This window comes from Providencia sp. PROV202 (genome assembly GCF_028479565.1).
GTDB lineage: Bacteria > Pseudomonadota > Gammaproteobacteria > Enterobacterales > Enterobacteriaceae > Providencia > Providencia zhijiangensis.
This window is the reverse complement of record NZ_JAMPNV010000010.1, coordinates 154,412-178,306: the sequence shown is the minus strand read 5'-3', so window position 1 is coordinate 178,306 and position 23,895 is coordinate 154,412. Positions and strand designations below refer to the sequence as shown.

The window sequence follows — 23,895 nt, the reverse complement described above, 5'->3', positions numbered from 1 at the left end:
AAAGATTATTATATCTCTTTAGAAAGATAATGCCGCTGCATGCCTAATTCAGGGAAATTAGGGAGTGACAGTTGTTTCACATAACCCAGTTTTTCATAAAATGGCAAAGCTTGGAAACTAAAGGTATCCACCAATGCATTATGACAACCAAGTTTCTTACTCTCTTCTTCTGCGACATGCATTAATTGGCTACCTAATCCATTCTTACGCATTGACTCATCCACCCACAAATAATCAATACATAACCATCGACCTTTAATCGATGCGAAAAGCCCACCCTGCATGATCCCATTATCATCTTTGCTATACACACCAAGTTGTCCAAAATAGCTATTTTGTAAAAAAGATCGGTTGTAGCTTCTTAGCCCAGTAAATAATTCTTCTTTATCTTCAGGGGTAATCTCATGTGTAACTGTAATTTTCATAACAACCTCATTTTATTTATTATGCAGAAACTTCCAGCCAGCAAATTAATTATCGCTTATTGCTCGAATAACATCGAATTACGAATATCTTAGTTAGATGCTATTTACTTAATTAAAAACTAAACGTTTTTTATCTTGCCTGCAATTTTATTCACCGTAAAATCCCCCTAATCTTTCAGAAAAAATGTGAATAATATGACGCTTACCATTATTATTTTTGTCTTGGTCTATATCGCCATGGCATTTGGCAAACTGCCCGGCTTTAAAGTTGATAGAACGGGTGCCGCCGTCATCGGTGCATTAGCAATGATGGCCATCGACAGCATCACGCCACCTCATGCTTGGGATGCCATTGATTACCGCACTATCGGCATGCTATTTGGTTTGATGGTGGTATCGGCTTCGTTTGTGGTTTCGGGCTTTTATAGCTGGACAGCAGATCGCGTGGCGATGCTCAAAGTCAGTGCGCCTACGCTGCTTGCCGTACTAATCGCCGTTGGCGGATTACTTTCCGCACTTTTAACCAACGACGTGGTTGTCGTCGCGATGACGCCGTTATTGGTCTCCATCACGCTATCTCGCGGACTTAATCCCATCCCGTTTCTGCTTGGATTCTGTTTTGCCGCCAACAACGGTGCAACAGGCTCGCTAATTGGTAGTCCGCAAAATATGATTGCGGCACAGGGGCTAGATATTTCCTTTGTGGGCTTATTACAATCCTCGGCAATACCGGCATTATTATCTTTACCGCTCACTTGGCTGGTATTAGTGTGGTTATATCGCAACCGCTGGTACTTAGCTAAAGAGCCGACTAATACCCCTAAAACGGTCTCTCCTCCAACACCACTCGATATATGGGAAACGGCTAAAGCTGGTGTGATCACACTCGCCGTGATTGTGGCTTTTGTGGTGAGTGATATACCAAAAGAGTTAATCGCATTAACGGCTGCGGGTTTCCTATTACTGAACCGTTCCATTGCGTCTAGCGATATGCTTAAGTTAGTGGATGGGAATTTATTACTATTAATCATGGGATTATTTGTCGTCAACGCGGCATTTGCTGGAACAGGATTACCGCAGCAAATGTTGAATGATTTACGCGCCCATGGTGTTGAACTCAATAACCCTTTCATTCTGTTTTTAGTAACTGGCGTTCTTAGTACTATTGTCGGAAATAACCCCTCCGTCATGTTGCTGGTGCCTTTTTTAACGCCAGACGGTAACGCTGATGCATTAGGCGCCGCATTGGTGCTTGGCTCCGGCTTTTCCAGTAACTTATTTGTATTTGGTAGTTTGGCGGGCATTATTGTGGTGGAACAGGCCGCTGCTTATGGCGTGAAAATTACATTCTCAGAATTTGCTAAATCAGGGGGAATTGTCGCGGTGCTCTGTATGTTATTAGCCACCGCTTGGATTCTGTTTGCGTTATAAAACTGACGCCTTTCTCAGCTTATTTAACTGAGAAAGGCGTTTAAGATTTTCAGGGAAGAATAGCAAATGAGCGAACAGGAAACCCACTCGCATTATTAGGTTTAGCGACAATATTAAAAATCACGGCGCCACGAGTTGGTAATTGATCTAAATTCGCCATCAACTCTATTTGGTAAGTATCTTGCTCTAATACGTAATATTCGCCTAATAGCGCATTATTTTGGCGAAAATCTTTTGCTGCATCAGTATCAAATGTCTCATGCCCAATGGCTTTAATGCCACGCTCTTCAAATAAAAACTTGAGCGCATCCATACCCCACCCCGGAATTTGGTTATTACCTTCAGCGTCTTTATTATCCATCGCTTCCTGGGAAGGCCAACGTTTATGCCAGTCTGTACGTAGCGCCACAAAGCTATCGGGTTCGATTCGCCCATACTCGCGCTCAAAGGCTAAAACATCATCACGAGAAAAAGCAAAATTAGGATCTTGTGCAGCCCGCCCAGATTGGTCGATAACAATCAGCGGTAAGACCAATTCTTGCAGTTCCAATTCATGTAAAAAACGTTTTCCTTCCACAAAATGGCAAGGCGCGTCAATATGCGTACCGTATTGCCCAGGAAAGGTAAATTGCTGAGCAAAAAAACCATCAGAGTAGCCAAATAATGTTTTAAATTCTGCAGAATCAAACATAAAGAAATGAGGAGAATCTTTATCAAAGCTGTGTGTTAAATCCACCCATTTTTTGGATTTTAATACCTTTAGTGCATTTAAAATCTCGTTCGCCATCATTTTCCCCTATCTGTTTTTGGTCTTTATCAAGACAATTTTATTTTGCTATTTTTATTTATTCTGAATAGGTAATAACCAACTCTATGGCGTTTGTCTATCTTTCTAAACGATCTGTTGCCAATTTTTTCACCAAATTGGCAACGAAGATTCGAATATTATTTAGAATAATTTGCCCACGCAGCAGGTTCAATAAAACCATCATAAATACGCTGAGAGCGAATATAATCCGCATACTCTTTTGATTCAAAAGCCTCTTTTAAATCTTTAGCCCATTGAGTATCGAGATCTTTTTGTAGCACAGAAACCACAACGCGATGCTCAAGTGGTGAATTTTCAACAACTAAACCATCCGCAATACGCTGCCCTGCACTCGCCACATAGTTACCATTCACCACCACAAAATCCACATCATCCAATAGACGTAAACCTTGTGCAGCATCTGTTTCACGGATATCGAGCTTATATTTTGCAGGTTCAATGTCATTGACGCTAAAGCTGAGCGTACTGACATTCGGCTTGATTTTAATCCAACCCAGTTGCTCTAAAATTCGAGCACCACGTTCCGCATTTACAGGATCATTTGACAGCGCCACAATCATGCCATCTTGCACGTCATCCAGCGTTTTATGCTTATTAGAACGTAGACTCTGCGGTGCGCTTGGTGAATCGGCCAATGCGACCATATTAATGTTATTTTTTTGGTTATACGCTTCCATATACGCGCGACTTTGGTTTACTGATGCGTCAATTGCCCCTTCCTCAAATGCAGGGTTAATTTGCCTATTTTGTGAAAACTGACGTAACGTCACTTGGTAACCTTTTTTCTCTAAAATAGGCACAATGCCTTTATCGACCTGATCAATATAATTCCCGACACCGAAGCCAATCGTAATTTGCTTTTTATCTGAACTGTCTTTTTCTTTATTATCACCACATCCTGCCAATACAATGATTGCGGTTGCCACTAAAGATAAATTTATTATTTTTTGTTTGAACATTTGCTATTCCCTATAGTGATTACATTCAATTTTTAATATTGCCAATCGACCGGAGTATAAACAGGATTTATTTAACGTCTTAGATCCGTTCGTTATAACTTAAATAGAAATGAATATAAAAATTAACCAATCCAAAATGGTTATAACCATATAACAAAATGGTAGTTCGAATAATGATGTGATTGATATGTAATGAAGGAGATAAAAAAACTTAAATAAAGTGAGTTATTTATGACAGTAAAATTTGATTTAATTAACAATATTCTTAACCTGACACCAGACTCAAAATTAGCGAAGACCCGCGCAGAAAGACCGGTTGCAACAGAGAATACTCAAGCCGCTTTTGAGGCCATTTTTTCTGTACCCTCTCAAATACTGCCTCTAAATGTGAAATATTATTTTGCGCTTTCCGTGGCAAAAATTACTGGTTCAATATTACTCGCAAAATATTATGCTGAATTATTATCATCACAATCCATCGTCGAAATAACACCTGAGATTGCGCTTGCAGAGAAATATCTTCGAGTATTAACCAGCAATCCAAATCAAGCGGATTACGCTTTAACGCAACAATTTATTCAACAAGGATGGTCCGAGTCCGATATTATTTTATTGGCTCAGTTAATTACATTTGTGACTTATCAATCCCGCTTAGTTGCTGGATTGGAATTATTAGTTGGACAGAATCCGAATTCAGATAATAAAGCAGTTCAGCACTTTCCAATTACAGCAGGAAATTGGAGTCACACAGCGACAACGCAATTAGGACAATCATCACCAACCGCTTTTACACAACAGCAATTAGGTTGGGAATCTTGGTTATCTGCACGAGATGTCAATTCGTTAAGCGACGATGAAACTCAAACTCTGAAAAAACATGGACAATTAAATTCTGAGTATTTCCTTCTGTTAGCTCATCAAAGCGAAATTTTAGCGCTACGTACACAGATAGACCGTGGTATTTTTTATACCTCTGGCGGATTACCTCGTTGGGAGAGAGAGTTTGCCGCCGCTGCGGTCAGTAAAGTGAATGGCTGCATTTATTGCGCCTCAGTTCATGCGCGCAAAGCTAGCCAGTATGCAAAAGAACATCTCGTTGATGTCGAGAAACTGTTAGCAACGCCCGCCGGAAGCGTGCTTGCTGAAGGCTATGAACCAAGGCTTTTAGCTGCCGTTTCTCTTGTCGCTTCGCTCTCAGCTACGCCTATTCAAGCCTCTGTTGAACAAATCGAACAATTACGTTCATTGGGGTTAACGGAGCTAGAATTACTCGATTTAATTCAATCCAGTGCTTTTTTCTCATGGGCTAATCGCTTAATGCTGACATTGGGAGAACCGTTTGAACTCCCTGAAAATAAGGAGTAATACCATGGATGAGGTTATTGGATTAGCCGCTCTAGAGGCGCAAATAAATCAGGATTTGCAGTATCTTAATTTACCGATTGGTTCATGGTCGCTATCAGATGAAGATCTTGATAAACAACAGATTAATGTTGCCATTATCGGTGCGGGCATGTCGGGAATTACTGCGGCTTTTGCCTTGAAATTACGGGGGATTAACGCCATCGTTTTTGACCAAGCACCTTCCGGCAAAGAAGGCCCTTGGCAAACGCCAGCTTTGATGGAAACCTTGCGGTCACCTAAACAGGTTGTCGGCCCTGCTCTCGCCTCTCCCTCTTTAACATTCCAAGCCTGGTTTAAAGCTCAATTTGGCGATGACGCGTGGGAAAATCTCGATAAAATTCCACGTTTACAATGGGGTGAGTACCTACAATGGTTTAAAACCATGACGGCACCCACACTGCTGAATCAGCACCAATTAGTCGATGTTAAATTAATCCCTCAAGGTCGTGAATTAACGTTCGACACTCCCAATGGACAGGTCTCTTTTATCGCGCAGCATGTTGTGATTGCAACGGGTATGGAGTCATTTAGCGAGCCGAATATCCCAGAATTTATGGATAAAATCCCAACTCAATACTGGGAGCATTCATATGCGGGTAGCAACTATGAGAGATTTAACGGGCTCGATATTGGCGTTGTAGGCTACAGTGCAGGCGCGATGGACAGTTCAGCCACTGCATTAGAACATGGTGCTAAGTCTGTTGAGCTATTGATCCGAGCCAAAGAGATGCCGCGAGTAAACCGTGGGAAAGTTGCTGGAAGTGCCGGTTTTACCAATGCCTATGGGTATTTTACCGATGCGCAAAAATGGCATTATGCCGACTATGTTTTGAAAGCGAAAACCCCAGCCCCTCATGGCAGCACACTGCGTGTTTCTCGCCATACTCATGCATATTTTAACTTCGATACGCAAGTCAATGATGTCACCATCAAAGAGAATAAATTGCACGTTTCCACCACTCAGGGGGACTTCTCTTTTGATTACCTCATTTTAGCGACAGGCTATCGACTGAATTGGCAGAAACACAGCGCATTTCATCGCTTAGCACCGTTTATTAAAACATGGAAAGATGTTTATACCCCACCGAAAGGTGAAGAAAATGATGAACTTGCCGCGCATCCCTATCTTGGTGAACACTTTGAATTACAAGCAAAATCGGGTTACGAATTTCCGTTTATCGACCACTTTTATTGCTTCAATTTAAGTGCCTCACTCAGCATGGGCCCCGTAATTGGTCTGATCCCAGGTACCAATACCGGAGCTGAGCGTTTAGCGGATCATATTGCCGCCAAGTTGTATCTTGCCCATCGACAGCAGCACCTTGAGTTGGTTAAAACCAGTACAGAGAATGAGTTATTAGGTGATGAATGGCAACCTGCCTTGCCTCCCGCTCAGCGCGTACAACTGATTGAAAATGTGGAGTAAAGGATGATTGAATTTAACAATGTCCAAAAGATCTATGAAAAAAATGGGCAATCCTTAGTCGCTCTACAAGATATTAATTTGCATATCAATAAAGGTGATATTTTTGGTTTTATTGGTTATAGCGGTGCAGGTAAAAGCTCCTTGATCCGCTTAGTCAACCAATTAGAAAAGCCTACCGGTGGCTCCATCAAGGTCGATCAGCACAATTTAGCGGAGCATACCCCATCCCAAATACGAGCACATAAAAAAAGCATCGGAATGATTTTCCAACATTTTAATTTGTTAGAAACGAAGACCGTCGAGCAGAATGTTGCTATGCCTCTGATTTTACTCGGCATTGATAAGCACGAAATTGCCCGTCGCGTAGATAACATTCTCGAATACGTTGAGCTAAGCGATAAGAAATACCAATACCCTAACCAGCTTTCTGGTGGACAAAAACAGCGTGTTGGAATAGCAAGAGCGTTAATTAATAATCCGCAAATCTTGCTGTGTGATGAGGCAACCTCTGCCTTGGATCCACAAACTACCGCCTCCATTTTGGCATTACTGCAAAAAATCAATCGTGAGCAGAAAATTACCATTCTATTGGTCACTCATGAAATGGAAGTCATTGAGCAGATTTGTCATCGTGTCGCCGTTATGGAATCCGGTCGCATTGTTGAAGAGGGCACAGTACTTGATATTTTTGCCAATCCTCAACATTCGACCACGCAAAAATTTGTGGGTACGGTACTCAATGAAAAAATTCCGGAGCGTGTACTCCATCAGCTTGAACATCAAGAGGATGTGTATCGATTAGAGTTTTTAGGTAAATCGGCACAAGAGCCAGTGGTGAATGAGCTTATTATCAAGAATATTATTAAAATCAATATCCTGTTTGCCAACATGAAAGAAATCAATGGCGTCGTTTTAGGCAGTATGTTTGTTCAAATGTTAGGAGATAAACAACATATTGATGAAGCCATAACCTATTTACGCCATCGTGGCGTTGCAGTGAATAAGGGGACAGTATGAGTGAGTTTTTTGAAACGGCACTGACAAGTAAACAATTTTTATTGGCCATGTCAGAAACATTCACTATGGTGAGTATTGCGCTTGTCCTAGGTTCACTATTCGGGATCTTATTGGGAATTTTATTAGTTATTACACGACCAGAAGGGATTTGGGAAAATAAACGTATTTATCGCGTGATTAACCCTATTATTAATATATTCCGTTCACTACCTTTTATTATTTTATTAGTGGCCATAATCCCATTAACGCGCTTTGTGGTAGGAACATCTATTGGCACCACCGCAGCCATTGTGCCATTAGTTATTTATATTGCGCCTTATACGGCAAGATTGGTCGAGAATTCATTGCTCAGTGTCCATTCAGGCATTATTGAAGCCGCCGATGCAATGGGGGCGACCAACTGGCAAATTGTGTGGCACTTTATTTTACCAGAAGCAAAGTCATCATTAATTTTAAGTTTAACCGCTGCCAGTATAACGTTAGTTGGAGCAACCGCGATGGCTGGAGCTGTTGGCGGTGGGGGTGTTGGTGACCTTGCGCTAAATTATGGTTATCAACGCTTTGATAATGTTGCTATGGCAATTACGGTTGTGACCTTGGTGATTATAGTGCAAGGAATACAGTTTATTGGTGACACTTTGGCAAGAAAGGCGCGTTTTCACTAGTTAATATAAAGTCGATGAAATATCTTCATCGACTTTTATTGATTTCTCATACAATTACCCATCACCTCTCCCCTTTTCAATTCCACCTCAAAAAATATTTACACATAAAAAAAGTCGCTATTAACACGAATTTAATAAAAAAATAAGCTATTTCTAAAAATTATATTTAAAAAAATGCAGTAAAATACCAATATATTTCAAATGATTCATATATAATCATAATAGTATACATCATAATGTTTATTTGACCTCTTGGGACTAAAAACACCATTAAATGTATATTTTAGTCACTTTGATAACATCTTTAGCTACCTCGCGCGCTTTACGATGCATCGTCAGCGTTTTATCCACCTCTAACTGAAAACTGATTATGCCGACTATCGAACAACTTATATTGCTTTCATCCATATTGATTTTACTCGGTATTTTTTCGAGCAAACTGTCTGCAAGACTGGGTTTGCCTATGCTGGTTATGTTTCTCTTTATTGGCATGTTGGCAGGTGAGGATGGCTTAGGGAAAATTACCTTTGATAACGTCAATGTTTCTTATGCTGTTGGCTCTCTTGCCCTTGCTCTAATCCTTTTCGATGGTGGACTACAAACCTCAGTAAAATCAATTAAGCTAGTCTGGAAACCAGCGTTCACCTTAGCGACCGTTGGTGTTTTAATTACCGCAGGTATCACCGGGTTAGCCGCCGCCTATATTTTAGGTATTCCACTTCTTGAAGGGTTACTTTTAGGCGCCATTGTTGGCTCAACGGATGCCGCCGCCGTATTTTCACTGCTACGCAATGCTGGCATTTACCTAAACGAGCGTTTACAGGCGACTTTAGAGATAGAGAGTGCAACCAACGACCCGATGGCTATATTTTTAACCGTTGGTCTGCTGCAACTGCTAATGAACCCACAAGCTTCCGGCAGTGAATTGGCGTTATTATTTGTTAGTCAAATGGGAATCGGTGCTGCTGTTGGGATTGGGGTTGGTTGGATTTCAATAAAGATCATCAACAAAATTAAGTTACTCGCCGCAGGTCTTTATCCTGTTTTAGTGGCTGCCTGTGGTTTATTTTCATTCGGTGTCGCCAGTAATTTAGGTGGCAGTGGCTTCTTATCTATTTTTGTCACGGGTGTGGTTATTGGTAATCACTCGTTTGTTTTTCAACGCAATACCTTTTTATTCCATGATGGGCTGGCATGGTTAAGCCAAATCATCATGTTCGTGATGTTAGGCTTACTGGTTAACCCTAGCTCGTTAATTGAGGTATGGCAGGAAGGGTTGCTCATTGCACTGGTATTAACCTTTGTAGCAAGACCACTCGCCGTTATCCCAGTACTCAAACTATTTCGCTTCACACGAAATGAGATAGCACTTATCTCCTGGGTGGGGCTAAGAGGCTCTGTCCCGATTATTTTGGCTATTTTCCCCTTTATTTTTGGATTACCGGGTGCCAACCTTATTTTTGATGTTGTCTTCTTCGTGGTTCTAATTTCTGCAACATTACAAGGTTCCACACTGCCTTACTTTGCCCGCAAATTAAATCTTATGCAGCCACCACCGCTTATACCCGCTGCGACATTAGATATTACCGCTGTCGACCAGATTGATGCTGACTTAGTCGAATACACTCTGGGCGAGGACTGCTCTGCTGTGGGACGCCGATTATCTGAATTAGCACTACCGGACCAAACCGTGATTGCGATGATCACTCGAGAAAAAAGCGTGTTACCCCCCCGCGGGTCAACAATCTTAATGGCGAATGATCATTTGTTTGTTGTACTAAAACCACAAAATCGCTTATTCCTAGAAAGATTATTCTCCGAACAAACGTCTTCGGAGCCAACCATTATGGAGTTACCTGAGTCTGGTTTAAGCTTAAAAGGTACAACGCGATTAAATGAAATTTATGAATCGTATGGTATCTTGATTGAAGTTGATTCCGATAAAACACTCAATCAATTTATTCACGTCAATACTGAAAATGAACCCACTCAAGGGGATGTAGTTAAGCTAGATGACATACAAATAAAAATTGATGAAATGATCGGTCCACGTATCGTTACCGTTATTTTAGAGCCAGTAAAAATCCAGCAGGAATAATATGGTAAAAATAGTGATAATCCATTTCCATTTTTCCACGCTTGTTTTCTAATTTGTATGCATAAAAAAATAAAAGCCCCGAAGGGGCTTTTATTTTTGCAAGTACTCTATATAAGAGGGAGGTTAATATATTCAATGACTTTTACTAATTAAATTGAGTTAATTAATTTCACCGTTCTCATTTGAAACAATTTAATTACCACACTTAATTTGTTTCATTATGAAACGTGTGCAAAGAATTAATATTATACGAGAGAATAAAGCGAGTCGTTAAACCCTTTAGATTCTCTTTCCTCAGATGCATTGATATCATCCTGGAGAACTTCACTGAAGAATTCTCCCATATTTACGCCTAATACCTTTAATACGCGAACTAAACAATCGATATCAATACGATTCACACCTCGTTCATAACGAAATAGTTGTTGTTCACTAATGTCGATCTCTTTAGCTAATTGGAAAACTGTATAGCCTTGAGCTTTTCTTAAAGATTTAATTTTTTGTCCAACTGCACAAGCGACAGGATATTTTGTATTCATAAACATTCTCGCTTCAATCTATATTAATTGAATAAAAATCAGCAGGTATTTTCTGCCATTTTCATTGTTATTTTATATGTACTATATAGTTCATCGATAAAAACATGGTGATACATCCAACATCACTAAGAGAATGATATACTAGCCTTCTAATTAGTTTCAACTAGTCCAAAAATGACATTGCAACTATGTAACAAAATATTTTTCTCTATACAAACAAGACGAGTTAGCAAATAGACCCTTAGTTATCAATCAGTTACATGAATTGATATCCAGTGAATATCACCAAGCAAGCTCAGGTGAAAGAGCACATCACAAGACAATTCACTAAAAACTAATCACTTTCCCGCCAATAAATCCAAAAATAAAGGAAATAAACAGAATAATTTAACACTGTAACAAAGTTAATCGTTTCACGATAACATTGGTGGTTTTTTGAGTCAAAAACCACATTAAGTGAGCATTTTCTGTAAAAGAAAGTAAAAAATATATGTTTTACATATATAACCATTTCGCAACATAAAACATCAATAACTTACATTTTTGAACTGTATGCTACAAATTAATTAAACGCTATATTTTTAAAGTAACCTAGTGAATTTAATGCACCTACACATTCAACATAACAAAACATTAACGTTAAGGAAGTCGAACATTCACTTTACTTGATGAATATCACAAAAATATGAACATTACTGATTATTGATAATCTTATTTTAATATTATGAATACATAAACACTCGAAAATTATTGAACTTTAAGATTATCAAAACGAGAATAACTAGAATTATTCACCAATATACTACTATACAGATGTTCTTTTGTTGTAATATCAATGAAAGTTTTATTTGTTATTTTTTTAATATCAACTAAGAATATTCTTAATAACCTATTTAATCCAAACTAACATAAGGCTGTTCATGTGGTATGGCATAATTTAATTTCTAGCATAATTTCATTGCCATCATAGTTTTTAATAAAAATTCATTTTAGATAAAACTATAAATAGATTAATCCTTTAACATTATCATTTAAGTGATTTTACTTATAACGTTGATATGCTTTATTTTTATTAACTAATTTTTGGTTTCAAAAAAACTAAGGGCTCTACAATACAAGGAAAAGTCTTGTTATCGTTTCATTCAATATTTGGATTCATTAAAAATTCAAAAGTTTATATTAACAATATAATGATCAATATAACGATATGTACATATCTTAATAGGAATAATACTTTATAAGCAATATGAATATTTAAGCAAAATAAACGAAGAATAGCTGAGGGAGGGATAGTAAAGTCTTACTGGATGCAATTATGTATAAACCAATTAAAATCAGTAAGTTAATTTTTGCATTGAGGATTTATGGCGTGATTTTTGATAAAAATGAAGTGGTGGGCGATAGCGGGCTCGAACCACTGACCCCCTCCTTGTAAGGGAGGTGCTCTACCAACTGAGCTAATCGCCCACTTCATGACGCTATTTTTGATACTGGGTCGTGACCCAATTTTACGGCTACAATCATTAGATGGTGGGTCGTGCAGGATTCGAACCTGCGACCAATTGATTAAAAGTCAACTGCTCTACCAACTGAGCTAACGACCCATCTGTATTTCTAAATTGTTTTTCACTACTTTAGATGGTGGGTCGTGCAGGATTTCTCGACCTACGGTCTCACCCTGCGGGTCGAACCAGCAACCATCTTATCCGTGGTTTATGATCCTACCGAGTTAACTAACCCCATCTATGATGGTTACAATTCTGAGATGGTGGGTCGTGCAGGATTCGAACCTGCGACCAATTGATTAAAAGTCAACTGCTCTACCAACTGAGCTAACGACCCATCTATATTTCTGAATTGTTTTAATGCAAGAAAATATGAAGTGGTGGGCGATAGCGGGCTCGAACCACTGACCCCCTCCTTGTAAGGGAGGTGCTCTACCAACTGAGCTAATCGCCCACTTCATAATAATCACATTGTCATAAATAATTGGTGGGCGATAGCGGGCTCGAACCACTGACCCCCTCCTTGTAAGGGAGGTGCTCTACCAACTGAGCTAATCGCCCAATCATTTATGTTTTCATCGTCAACGGTGGTGGGCGATAGCGGGCTCGAACCACTGACCCCCTCCTTGTAAGGGAGGTGCTCTACCAACTGAGCTAATCGCCCCGTCGTCGATGGAGGTGCATTATAGGGATACTGCGTTCTGAGTCAACGGTTTTTGAATAGATTTTTTCTGTTCGTTGCAAAAATAATCAAGATGTTTTAATTATCACCTAAGAAGTACCCTTTTTAATCAATTAACTACATTATCCTACTAAATTTTATTAGAAAAAAATCACTCAAAGCTCACCAGACTAAAAATTTTAGCGGTTATTTTCCCAATTTGATGATTTTCTTTATCTGTATAGAGATAAGCAGATTGAGGATTCACTACAGGGTGATAGAATAGAGGAACTTTTAGCAATGCTTACGATGATCATAAGCGCATTAAGAAACAACGTTTCGCAATTAAGGCAATCTCGATGAGTAAAATCAAAACCCGTTTTGCACCAAGCCCAACTGGCTACTTGCACGTTGGTGGTGCTCGTACCGCCCTGTATTCCTGGTTATATAGTCGCCACAATCAGGGCGAATTTGTCCTGCGTATTGAAGATACCGACTTAGAACGTTCAACTCAGGAAGCTATCGACGCCATTATGGACGGTATGAACTGGTTGAATTTAAATTGGGATGAAGGTCCTTACTATCAAACTAAGCGTTTCGATCGCTACAATGCCGTAATCGATACCATGTTAGAAGCAGGTACCGCTTACCGCTGCTACTGCTCTAAAGAGCGTTTAGAAGCTTTACGCGAAGAACAAATGGCAAAAGGCGAAAAACCTCGCTATGACGGTTGTTGCCGTGACCATGAACATAACCACACTGCAGCAGAACCGCATGTTGTTCGCTTCCGTAACCCGCAAGAAGGTTCCGTTATTTTCAATGATACCATCCGTGGTCCAATTGAATTTAGCAACCAAGAACTTGATGACTTAATCATTCGTCGTACCGATGGTTCTCCAACGTATAACTTCTGTGTGGTGATTGATGACTGGGATATGGAAATTACCCACGTCATTCGTGGTGAAGACCATATCAATAACACCCCTCGCCAAATCAACATTCTCAAAGCATTAGGCGCGCCAGTTCCTGAATATGCTCACGTTTCTATGATTTTAGGTGATGATGGTAAAAAACTGTCTAAACGCCATGGTGCTGTTAGCGTTATGCAATACCGTGATGACGGCTACCTGCCACAAGCGCTATTAAACTATTTAGTGCGCTTAGGCTGGTCACACGGCGACCAAGAGATTTTCTCAATTGAAGAAATGAAAGAATATTTCTCTCTTGATGCTATCAGCAAGTCAGCAAGTGCATTCAACACTGAAAAATTACAGTGGCTGAACCATCACTATATCAATACCCTACCTGCTGAAGAAGTGGCTACCTACCTTGCATGGCATATCGAACAGCAAAATATCGATACCAGCACTGGCCCACAGTTAGTTGAGTTAATCAAATTACTGGGTGAGCGCTGTAAGACACTGAAAGAAATGGCGGAATCTTGCCACTACTTCTATCAGGACTTTGAAGAATTCGATGCTGATGCAGCGAAAAAACACTTACGTCCAGTTGCTCGCCAGCCATTAGAAGTCGTGAAAGACAAATTAATCGCTATTTCAGATTGGACGGCTGAAAATGTTCATCAAGCAATTGAAGCGACTGCGGCTGAATTAGAAGTGGGCATGGGGAAAGTGGGTATGCCTCTGCGTGTAGCCGTGACTGGCGCAGGTCAATCTCCTGGGTTAGATGTTACCGTTCATGCTATCGGTCAGGCTCGCTCTGTCGCTCGTATCGAAAAAGCATTAGCGTTTATCGCAGAACGCGAAGCATCCGCACAATAATTTTCTAAATAAGAAGCCTTTCTATTTACTGCCTCTTAACTTAAGAGGCAGTTTGCTTTTCAGCCCCGCATTAAATGGGAATTGATTGCAAAATGTTCTATATTTCAGCAGTTAAACCCGAAAAACATATTAATATATTGACACTCCAACCGAGCTTGAATATGATGCCTCCCGTCCAAAAGATTTTGTTTGGGGCTATAGCTCAGCTGGGAGAGCGCTTGCATGGCATGCAAGAGGTCAGCGGTTCGATCCCGCTTAGCTCCACCATCTAAAAACCAGTTTAGATGGCTGAATTTCATCACAAAATACTTCGTTTGGGGCTATAGCTCAGCTGGGAGAGCGCTTGCATGGCATGCAAGAGGTCAGCGGTTCGATCCCGCTTAGCTCCACCAAACTCTTTCTTATCTCCCTTTAATTCATTCTTCCCTTTTCCAAAAAATCCTATTTGTAATTTATCTTAATAATTTAGCCTAACTCACTTTCCCCTACTGTACCGTCTATTCACATTTGATTTACTCATATATAATTAGCTTATAATTTCATTTAAATAGAATTATTCAGATGTGTCATCGCACATCGTCCGTATTCCATTTCAACTAGGTGAGTTATGCCACACATAGATGCCGATATCATTGTGATAGGAGCAGGCGTTTCAGGTTTATCAGTCGCAAATCAATTACAGTCACAACCCCAAAACCCCCAACATAAAACAGTCCTTATCTTAGAAGCACGCGACCGTCTTGGTGGGCGCATTCATACGCAGGAAATTGATAACCAATTTTATGATTTAGGCGCTTCTTGGATCCACGGTATTACTGACAATCCAATTAATGCTATCGCGCAACAGCACCATATTCAAACTGTTGTTTTCAATTACCAAGATGCTATTTTCTATAAAAAAAATGGCTTGGTTTTGTGTGAGAACGAAAAAGAAGCTTTTGAAGCGGGCCTTGATTATTTAATGGAACAGTTTGAGAACATTTCATCACCTTGCCAATTTAACAATGCAGCTGAAGCATTAAATAGCTGGTTGCAAAGCCCTGAATTCCACCATTTATTGACTGTCGATCACCATGCAAGTCAGTCGCTATTTGAACAGCTACAAACAGGGTTACATGAATTTTTTGAAGCTATCGCTGAAGATCCCTGTGCTTGTACATTAGAGACATTATCCCCCTATTTTTTACAACTCGAAGGCTTTTGTGAAGGCGATGAAGTGATCTTCCCGCGTGGATATTCCCAAATTATCGAAACGCTATCGAAAGGGCTGGATATTCGCCTTAACCACCCTGTTGAACATGTTCATTACTTAGATAATTATGTCACTGTCATCACGCTTGATGGACAACAGTTCAATGCCCATAAGGTCGTTGTGACCGTACCACTTGGGGTGTTGAAGAAAGATAAAATTCATTTCACGCCTGCATTGCCTGAAAAAACGCAGGAAGCCATTAACCAGTTAGGTTTCGGTGTATTCAACAAATTATTTGTCACCTTTGAACAAGCTTTCTGGCGCAAAAATTCACTCAATAACGTCAATAGTATGTACATTCATGAGTCTGATTATTGGTTGAATTTTATGGATGTGAGCGCGATTTATCAAAAACCAACATTGCTGTTTTTATTTGGTGGGTTGTCCGCTAAATGGCTTGAAGAGTGTGATGAGCACACCGCCTGGCATGAACTGCAAGAATCGCTTAGTAAGGTATTTGATAATGTACCCGCACCCATACAGCTGATAAAAACCGAGTGGGAGAAAGATATTTACGCTTATGGTTCATTTAGCTACCCCGCCCCTAACTATTCGGCGGATCAAATAGCCCAATTAAAACAGCCTATTAATAACAAAATTTTCTTTGCTGGAGAACATTTGGCGCTATTAGGAGCCGGTACCGTACATGGTGCTTATCAATCGGGTATAGAGGCGGCCAACAGCCTGCTTAACGCGCAATAATTATCGATTAAGCCTCTAACCCTTATTTTCGTTTTAGGGGCTTAACAATGCTATCTAGCCCTTCTATCTTCAGCCCGAGCGTCATCTCCATCAATTGTCCTAATCGCCCTGCCGGAAACTCCCCCTTTTTATAAAACCACAGTAGGTATTCCTCATGAAGATCAATCAGGACACAGCCTTTATATTTACCAAATGGCATCGATGTATTGGCGATATCGAGTAAGTCTTGTTTTTCCATTTCTTCCCAATTCCTTCTAAATAGAAAGCGTGAAACATAAAAAAAGCGACATTCACTGAATGCCGCTTCTCACTGTAACACTTTTTATCGTGATGACTACAGGATTAATCCAACCACCGCAGCAGATAAGAAGCTTACCAACGTTGAACCGTACAGTAATTTCAGACCAAAACGTGCAACGGTATTACCTTGTTTTTCATCTAACCCTTTAATTGCACCAGCAATAATACCGATGGAAGAGAAGTTAGCGAATGACACTAAGAATACAGATAAGATGCCCACAGAACGGTCAGATAAACCAGATGCTACCGCTTTTAAACCATCCATTGCTACGAATTCGTTAGTCACCATTTTCACTGCCATGATGCCACCAACTTGTAGCGCTTCATTCGCAGGGATACCTAACATCCAAGCAAATGGATAGAACACATAGCCCAGCATAGTTTGGAAGCTAACATTGAAAATAGCAGAACAGATTCCGTTAACCATCGCAATCAGAGCGATAAAACCAATCAGCATCGCAGAAACGATAATCGCAACTTTAAACCCAGCAAGAATGTATTCACCCAGCATTTCGAAGAAGCTTTGACCTTCATGCAGGCTGCGCATTTGGATCTCTTTTTCCCCTTCTGGTGGGTATGGGTTGATCAGCGATAACACCACGAATGTACCAAACATGTTTAAGACCAGAGCGGCAACAACATATTTTGGATCTAACATGGTCATGTAGGCACCCACGATGGACATTGAAACGGTAGACATCGCCGTTGCCGCCATGGTGTACATTCTTCTTTCTGACATGCTGCCTAATTGGTCTTTATAGGCAATAAAGTTTTCTGACTGACCCAGTAATAATGAACTTACTGCGTTGAATGACTCAAGTTTACCCATACCGTTTACTTTCGACAGGACCGTACCGATGATGCGGATAACGAAAGGCAGAACTTTAATATGTTGTAAAATACCAATCAGTGCAGAGATAAAGATAATTGGGCATAACACTTGTAGGAAGAAGAATGCTAAGTTGCCTTCAATCATTCCGCCAAAAATAAATTTGGTCCCTTCTGCCGCATAACCCAATAAATGGGTAAATACGCCAGCAACACCAAGAACGAAAGACTCACCGATACCTGATTTTAAGAACAGGTAAGCGAGTGCAATTTGGATCACAAGTAATTGAATAACATAGCGAGGGCGGATCCCTCTACGGTTACTACTCGCGAGAATCGCGAGAGCGCCGATGATGACGATGGATAAAATAAAGTGCAGGATCGAGGTCATATTTGACTCCAACAAAGTTACGAATCAGTCTATGCGCATATTTTATGTAATAGACAACATTTAAATGAGATTAACGTCACATTAATATGAAAACCGACTCAGCCTATCTTTCAAAAGTCACGACCAGATCACGTTTCACGAGTAACACATTAATAACAACTGTAAAAATGTTAGCCAGAAAATAAGAAATGCCATTATCACAGTGGTCGATAATGGCATTGCGCATTAAATATAGGTCACGATTAGATATTCAGCAAACGAATTAATTCTTCTTCATCAATGACTTTTATACCCAATTCTGTTGCTTTCGCTAACTTTGAACCCGCCGCTTCACCGGCAATCACCAGGTCAGTTTTCTTCGATACACTGCCTGCGACTTTTGCGCCTAAGGCGACCAGTCTATCTTTAGCTTCATCGCGGGAAAGCGTTGACATCGACCCAGTCAGTACGACCGTTTTTCCAGCGAATGGACTATCAATGTCAGCACTGTTAATCACTTTCACTTCAGGCCAGTGGATGTTCGCAATGGTCAATAAATCATGAATAACTTGGCGGTTGTGCTCTTCACGGAAGAAATGCACCACATGCTTCGCCACCACTTCACCAATATCTTGAACGGTTTTCAGTGATTCTTCATCCGCCGCCATCACCGCGTCTAATGATGCATAATGTGCCGCAAGATTTGCCGCTGTCGCCTCACCCACTTCACGGATCCCTAATGCATAGATAAAGCGAGCCAGTGTCGTTTGTTTGGATTTTTCGAGCGCATCAATGAGTTTTTGCGCGGATTTTGGTCCCATTCTTTCTAGACCAGTTAGTTTACCCGCTGATAATTGGTAGAGCTGCGCCGCGTTTTTCACATATTCCGCATCGACCAACTGCTCAATAATTTTATCGCCCATCCCGTCGACATCCATCGCACGGCGAGAAACAAAGTGTTTCAGTGACTCTTTTAATTGGGCACCACAAGTTAATCCACCAGTGCAGCGAGCCACTGCTTCCCCTTCGATACGTTCAATATCTGAATTACATACAGGGCAATGGGTCGGGAATAAAATTTCACGACTATCTGCAGGGCGTTTATCCAGCACAACACTCACGATTTGAGGAATAACATCCCCTGCACGGCGGATCACAACGGTATCCCCAATGCGAACGCCCAAACGGTCAATTTCATCCGCGTTATGGAGTGTGGCATTGCTTACCACAACACCCGCAACTTGTACTGGCTCTAAGCGAGCCACTGGTGTAATCGCCCCAGTGCGCCCCACTTGGAATTCAACATCTTTCAGTAACGTGATTTGCTCTTGAGCAGGAAATTTAAACGCGGTTGCCCAGCGTGGTGCCCGGGAAACAAAACCTAATTCTTCTTGAGTGGCAATATCATTCACTTTAATCACGACACCATCGATATCAAAACCGAGTGTCGGGCGAATTTTTTCAACATGGTGATAGAAATCGAGGACTTGTTGGCAACCAACACGTAATTGCACATGCTCACTCACTGGCAGCCCCCACGCTTTGAATTGCATCAAGCGCTCATAATGGGTATCTGGCAATGTTTTACCTTCCACTAGCCCTACACCATAGCAGTAGAAAGTTAATGGACGTTTAGCCGTAATACGTGGATCTAACTGGCGAAGGGAACCCGCTGCCGCATTACGTGGGTTAGCGAAAATTTTACCATCCGTTTTACGTGCTTCTTCGTTCATCGCCTCAAAGCCTTTTTGAGGCATAAAAACTTCACCACGAATTTCAACCCGGGCAGGAATATTATCCCCGCGTAAACGTAGCGGAATTGCTTTGATCGTGCGTACGTTGGCCGTGATATTTTCGCCAACAGTACCATCACCACGGGTTGCCGCTTGAACTAACTCACCATTTTCATACAGCAAACTGACGGCTAGACCATCTAATTTGAGTTCGCAGCAAAATGTTAATTCAGTGTGGTTATGCAGTCGGTCTTTCACGCGTTTATCAAATGCGAGATAGCTTTCTTCATCAAATACATTATCTAAAGAGAGCATGGGAATTTCATGGCGAACCGTATCGAATGCAGCTAATGGTGCTGCACCCACGCGCTGAGTTGGGGAATCTGTGGTGATCAGTTCTGGATGCTGCGCTTCGAGGCTTTTAAGTTCCTGCATCAGCTTGTCATATTCCACATCGGGAATTTCGGGTGCATCCATAACATGATAGAGGTATTCGTGATGGCGCAATTGTTGTTTTAACGCGTCTATTTTTTGCGTGAGTGCGTCTGAGGTTTGTTTCGTCGTCATGTTTCACCAATAGATATAAAAAACCCCCTGAATCGGGGGTTTTAATTAACTTAATGTATTTCGAATTCTAGCATGATACACCTCTATTTTTTGAGGTGTCAGTATTTTTCGTTCATCATCCAACACAACACCACCTGCATCTGATGCAATACGTTGTGCCGCTTGGAGCATTAATTTAAAGTTCTGGCTAGCTTCACCATAAGACGGCACCATCATAAAGATAGAGACACCCGGCGTGGTGAAATCAGACATGGCTTCTGGGTCAAATGACCCCGGTTTCACCATATTTGCCAAACTAAACAATACTGGCCCCGATCCCGCTGGATGAACGTGACGGTGGAAGATATTCATGGCACCGAATTGGAAGCCAGCCTGAAGAATACTTTGCAGTAATGCTTCACCTTCAAGAACCTGTCCATGATGCGCTGCAACATGCAGTACCAGAACAATTTCCTTTTCGCTTGCAACTGCCGCTTTTTCTGCCGGTGCACTAGGTGCTTCGTGCTCTACTTCGGTATGAGGCTGAGCCACAGGTTGTACTGCTTCTTGATGAGCAGAGACTTGTGGTACAGATTCTGGCTGTGCAGAAACATGAATCTTTGGCTCTGTATGAATGCGTACAGGTTCTGAAACATGTTCTTGTAAATCAGCTTCATCCGCCATATTAATCGTCAATTGCTCAGGGGCATGGCGATTATCAACATGGGGAGCAAACACAGGCTCAGAAGCTGTTGGTTTAACTGGCTTTGAAGCAGGTTGTGGTGAGTGCTCTGCAGTTAAATTAAACTCAGGCTCAGCGTCACGTTGAATTGTATGGGGTTGAGAGACAGGCTCAGCACGCGGCTCCTCTTTCACCATATAGATAGGCTGATCTTCAACAGCGGCTTTTTGTACCGGTTGATTTTCAGTAAACAGAGCAGAATCATCATATTCTGATGAGTTTTCCTGCGTGTCATTCTTTCTACGTTTTACAGGTCTGTCGCGAAATAACTTAGAGCGCTCTTTACGGCTGGTCCATAAACCATGCAGTAATAAAGCGACAATGGCTATCGCACCTACGACCACTAATATTAGACGCAAATCCTGCATCGCTGCTATCTCTAGTTGATGAATAATGATGCCATCACGGCGGAAACTACCTTAAGATTATTTCTCAATTGCTCTAAGTGCAACCCTCAGAACGATTTTCTTACAAGAAAGAGAATATTCCGCCTTCGTTTGCTGCTTTTTTATACAAAATTATCACTAGTCAGTGTAATTTCATACCTATATGATACATGCTCACCCGCAAAGGAGATAATAAGAAGTATGACCCAATCGACATTTTCGCCACAAAAAAATCACTCTGGTTTTTATTACTTTTCACAAGGGTGGCGACTAATCACTCGTCCTGGCATTAAGCGCTTTGTTCTTTTACCCCTATTAGCAAACATTCTGCTTCTTGGAGGCGCTTTTTGGTGGTTATACAGTAAGCTTGGAGGATGGATTGATCAGGTTATGAGCTACATCCCTAGCTGGCTACAATGGCTTGACTATCTGATTTGGCCTGTCGCCGTCATTTCTATCTTACTGGTTTTTAGCTATTTCTTTAGCACGGTTGCCAATATCATCGCTGCACCGTTTAACGGCTGGCTATCAGAGCATTTAGAAGCGGAACTGACCGGTAAGCCCGCTCCAGATTCGGGCATGGCAGAATTACTAAAAGATGTACCACGCATGATTAAACGCGAATTTGTGCGAATTGCTTACTATTTGCCGCGAGCCATCGTGTTATTGGTGCTGTTCTTCATTCCAGGTATTGGGCAAACTGTTGCGCCCGTTTTATGGTTCCTATTCGGCGCTTGGATGATGTCCATTCAATATTGCGATTACCCATTTGATAACCATCGCGTTGGGTTCAACGACATGAAACAAGCACTCTCAAAAGATCGAGTGAATAATATTCAATTTGGTGGTGCAGTCAGCTTATTAATGATGATCCCAATTTTAAACTTAGTCATCATGCCAGTTGCGGTTTGTGGCGCAACCTTAATGTGGGTTGACCGTTATCGTGCTCGTTACGCTCGCTATTAGCCCTTCTCGAAATTAACACTTTCTAGGGATATGCAGGTACCTATCTGCATATCCTTCTCTACGGCTTCTGCTCTCAATCCAGATCAATACCAGGCTTTTCTTCTTAGTTATAATAACGTAACTTTAAATAACCCTCGGTTATATTCTAGCGTTAAATCATATTTGCAATAATCAGATGTTCGAGTATGTTGAATTCATATTCCATTTTGAAAACACACCTAATTCTTGGCTAACCGTTAATTTTAAGGATGTCCCATGAGCAAAATTTATGAAGATAATTCGTTGACCATTGGAAATACCCCATTAGTGCGTTTACAGCATTTTGGCAACGGTAATATTTTGGCAAAAGTGGAATCTCGTAACCCAAGCTTCAGTGTGAAATGCCGAGTGGGCGCGAACATGATTTGGGATGCTGAGAAAAAAGGCATCCTGACAAAAGATAAAGAACTGGTTGAACCAACAAGCGGAAATACAGGTATTGCCCTCGCCTACGTGGCTGCGGCTCGCGGTTATAAACTAACGCTAACCATGCCAGAAACCATGAGCATAGAACGCCGTAAACTTTTAAAAGCCCTTGGTGCTAATTTAATCCTGACTGAAGGCGCCAAAGGTATGAAAGGCGCCATTGCTAAAGCGGAAGAAATCGTCAACAGCAACCCAAGTAAATATCTGCTATTACAGCAATTTAGTAACCCAGCCAACCCAGCTATTCACGAGAAAACGACTGGGCCTGAGATTTGGAATGATACCGATGGCAACGTAGATGTCGTTGTTTCTGGCGTTGGAACTGGCGGGACAATCACAGGTATTGGTCGCTATTTAAAGCAGACAAAAGGGAAAAAAGATGTGGTGATGGTTGCTGTTGAACCCGCAACTTCGCCAGTGATCACTCAAGCTCTTGCAGGTGAAGAAATTAAGCCGGGCCCCCATAAAATCCAAGGTATCGGTGCTGGTTTTATCCCTGGCAACTTAGACCTTTCTATTATTGACAAAGTCCTGCAAATTACCGATGACGAAGCGATTTCAACCGCTCGTGAGCTAATGGAAAAAGAAGGCATTTTAGCAGGCATTTCATCCGGAGCAGCCATTGCAGCAGCCGCTAAACTTGCGGCACTACCTGAATATAAAGACAAAAATATTGTGGTCATTTTACCGTCTTCAGGTGAGCGTTACTTATCCACCGCACTGTTTGCGGATATTAATGCCGAATAATGATAGTTAGGTTAACATTACGTTAAAAAAGCACCAATTAGGTGCTTTTTTTGTGGGTGAGATCATAGATTAGCACGGATTGGGATGATTTATTATCCGGCATTTAGTATTAAACATA

The 23,895-nt window shown here is 41.1% G+C and carries 18 protein-coding genes and 8 tRNA genes; 12 read left to right on the top strand and 14 right to left on the bottom strand.

Annotated features, from left to right (window positions below; all coding sequences use genetic code 11):
• Positions 1 to 8: 8 nt before the first annotated feature.
• A complete protein-coding gene (locus PR799_RS07130; RefSeq protein ID WP_272521583.1) occupies positions 9 to 425 on the bottom strand; it encodes a GNAT family N-acetyltransferase in 417 nt (138 codons plus the stop codon).
• Positions 426 to 620: 195 nt separating this feature from the next.
• On the opposite strand from PR799_RS07130, the gene PR799_RS07125 reads away from it, so the two are divergent.
• The gene (locus tag PR799_RS07125; protein ID WP_272521581.1) at positions 621 to 1,856 is read left to right on the top strand and encodes an SLC13 family permease; all 1,236 of its coding nucleotides are present in this window, start codon (positions 621 to 623) and stop codon (positions 1,854 to 1,856) included.
• 49 nt (positions 1,857 to 1,905) lie between these two features.
• On the opposite strand, the gene PR799_RS07120 is transcribed toward PR799_RS07125, so the two are convergent.
• Positions 1,906 to 2,643, bottom strand: coding sequence for a cyclase family protein (locus PR799_RS07120; RefSeq protein WP_272521579.1), 738 nt, complete (start codon positions 2,641 to 2,643; stop codon positions 1,906 to 1,908).
• A 158-nt stretch (positions 2,644 to 2,801) separates the two neighbouring features.
• Positions 2,802 to 3,644 (bottom strand): MetQ/NlpA family ABC transporter substrate-binding protein, encoded by an 843-nt coding sequence (locus PR799_RS07115; protein WP_154602930.1) that lies wholly within the window; start codon positions 3,642 to 3,644, stop codon positions 2,802 to 2,804.
• Between the two features lie 231 nt (positions 3,645 to 3,875).
• On the opposite strand from PR799_RS07115, the gene PR799_RS07110 reads away from it, so the two are divergent.
• The 5 genes from PR799_RS07110 to PR799_RS07090 all read left to right on the top strand — a co-directional run bounded on the left by PR799_RS07110 (position 3,876) and on the right by PR799_RS07090 (position 10,254).
• On the top strand, positions 3,876 to 5,009 hold the full coding sequence (locus tag PR799_RS07110; protein ID WP_154628936.1) for a CMD domain-containing protein: 1,134 nt from the start codon (positions 3,876 to 3,878) through the stop codon (positions 5,007 to 5,009).
• A 4-nt stretch (positions 5,010 to 5,013) separates the two neighbouring features.
• Positions 5,014 to 6,474 (top strand): FAD/NAD(P)-binding protein, encoded by a 1,461-nt coding sequence (locus tag PR799_RS07105; RefSeq protein WP_272521578.1) that lies wholly within the window; start codon positions 5,014 to 5,016, stop codon positions 6,472 to 6,474.
• Positions 6,475 to 6,477: 3 nt separating this feature from the next.
• Positions 6,478 to 7,491 (top strand): methionine ABC transporter ATP-binding protein, encoded by a 1,014-nt coding sequence (locus tag PR799_RS07100; RefSeq protein ID WP_154628938.1) that lies wholly within the window; start codon positions 6,478 to 6,480, stop codon positions 7,489 to 7,491.
• Positions 7,488 to 8,156, top strand: a complete 669-nt coding sequence (locus PR799_RS07095) for a methionine ABC transporter permease (protein WP_132495518.1) — start codon at positions 7,488 to 7,490, stop codon at positions 8,154 to 8,156. Before PR799_RS07100 ends, PR799_RS07095 begins: the two co-directional genes overlap by 4 nt.
• Before the next feature lie 370 nt (positions 8,157 to 8,526).
• Entirely contained in the window at positions 8,527 to 10,254 is a 1,728-nt protein-coding gene (locus PR799_RS07090; RefSeq protein ID WP_272521575.1) for a potassium/proton antiporter, read from the top strand.
• Between the two features lie 245 nt (positions 10,255 to 10,499).
• On the opposite strand, the gene PR799_RS07085 is transcribed toward PR799_RS07090, so the two are convergent.
• The 7 genes from PR799_RS07085 to PR799_RS07055 all read right to left on the bottom strand — a co-directional run bounded on the left by PR799_RS07085 (position 10,500) and on the right by PR799_RS07055 (position 12,962).
• Positions 10,500 to 10,793: a helix-turn-helix domain-containing protein gene (locus tag PR799_RS07085; RefSeq protein WP_036949379.1), complete on the bottom strand. Its 294-nt coding sequence runs from the start codon at positions 10,791 to 10,793 to the stop codon at positions 10,500 to 10,502.
• A 1,391-nt stretch (positions 10,794 to 12,184) separates the two neighbouring features.
• Positions 12,185 to 12,260 (bottom strand) — tRNA-Val (locus PR799_RS07080).
• Between the two features lie 61 nt (positions 12,261 to 12,321).
• Positions 12,322 to 12,397, bottom strand: a tRNA-Lys gene (locus PR799_RS07075).
• A gap of 162 nt (positions 12,398 to 12,559) precedes the next feature.
• A tRNA-Lys gene (locus tag PR799_RS07070) sits at positions 12,560 to 12,635 on the bottom strand.
• A 41-nt stretch (positions 12,636 to 12,676) separates the two neighbouring features.
• A tRNA-Val gene (locus tag PR799_RS07065) sits at positions 12,677 to 12,752 on the bottom strand.
• Between the two features lie 31 nt (positions 12,753 to 12,783).
• A tRNA-Val gene (locus PR799_RS07060) sits at positions 12,784 to 12,859 on the bottom strand.
• A gap of 27 nt (positions 12,860 to 12,886) precedes the next feature.
• A tRNA-Val gene (locus PR799_RS07055) sits at positions 12,887 to 12,962 on the bottom strand.
• 356 nt (positions 12,963 to 13,318) lie between these two features.
• Here PR799_RS07055 and gltX point away from each other — a divergent pair.
• From gltX to PR799_RS07035, 4 genes are all read left to right on the top strand, one after another.
• Positions 13,319 to 14,740, top strand: coding sequence for a glutamate--tRNA ligase (gene gltX, locus PR799_RS07050; protein ID WP_154628940.1), 1,422 nt, complete (start codon positions 13,319 to 13,321; stop codon positions 14,738 to 14,740).
• Positions 14,741 to 14,931: 191 nt separating this feature from the next.
• Positions 14,932 to 15,007, top strand: a tRNA-Ala gene (locus tag PR799_RS07045).
• 49 nt (positions 15,008 to 15,056) lie between these two features.
• Positions 15,057 to 15,132 (top strand) — tRNA-Ala (locus tag PR799_RS07040).
• A gap of 215 nt (positions 15,133 to 15,347) precedes the next feature.
• Positions 15,348 to 16,694, top strand: a complete 1,347-nt coding sequence (locus PR799_RS07035) for a flavin monoamine oxidase family protein (protein ID WP_154628941.1) — start codon at positions 15,348 to 15,350, stop codon at positions 16,692 to 16,694.
• 22 nt (positions 16,695 to 16,716) lie between these two features.
• Here PR799_RS07035 and PR799_RS07030 read toward each other — a convergent pair whose 3' ends face one another.
• From PR799_RS07030 to zipA, 4 genes are all read right to left on the bottom strand, one after another.
• Positions 16,717 to 16,932 (bottom strand): DUF3820 family protein, encoded by a 216-nt coding sequence (locus tag PR799_RS07030; RefSeq protein WP_272521573.1) that lies wholly within the window; start codon positions 16,930 to 16,932, stop codon positions 16,717 to 16,719.
• A gap of 96 nt (positions 16,933 to 17,028) precedes the next feature.
• On the bottom strand, positions 17,029 to 18,213 hold the full coding sequence (locus PR799_RS07025; protein ID WP_036949543.1) for a NupC/NupG family nucleoside CNT transporter: 1,185 nt from the start codon (positions 18,211 to 18,213) through the stop codon (positions 17,029 to 17,031).
• Positions 18,214 to 18,455: 242 nt separating this feature from the next.
• The gene (ligA, locus tag PR799_RS07020) at positions 18,456 to 20,492 is read right to left on the bottom strand and encodes an NAD-dependent DNA ligase LigA (protein ID WP_272521572.1); all 2,037 of its coding nucleotides are present in this window, start codon (positions 20,490 to 20,492) and stop codon (positions 18,456 to 18,458) included.
• Positions 20,493 to 20,537: 45 nt separating this feature from the next.
• Complete coding sequence (gene zipA / locus PR799_RS07015; protein WP_272521571.1) at positions 20,538 to 21,581, bottom strand: cell division protein ZipA; 1,044 nt, start codon at positions 21,579 to 21,581, stop codon at positions 20,538 to 20,540.
• A gap of 219 nt (positions 21,582 to 21,800) precedes the next feature.
• Between zipA and cysZ the strand changes: the two genes are divergently transcribed.
• Positions 21,801 to 22,565, top strand: a complete 765-nt coding sequence (gene cysZ, locus PR799_RS07010; protein WP_154628945.1) for a sulfate transporter CysZ — start codon at positions 21,801 to 21,803, stop codon at positions 22,563 to 22,565.
• 255 nt (positions 22,566 to 22,820) lie between these two features.
• The gene (gene cysK / locus PR799_RS07005) at positions 22,821 to 23,777 is read left to right on the top strand and encodes a cysteine synthase A (RefSeq protein WP_154628946.1); all 957 of its coding nucleotides are present in this window, start codon (positions 22,821 to 22,823) and stop codon (positions 23,775 to 23,777) included.
• The last annotated feature ends 118 nt before the right edge of the window (positions 23,778 to 23,895 follow it).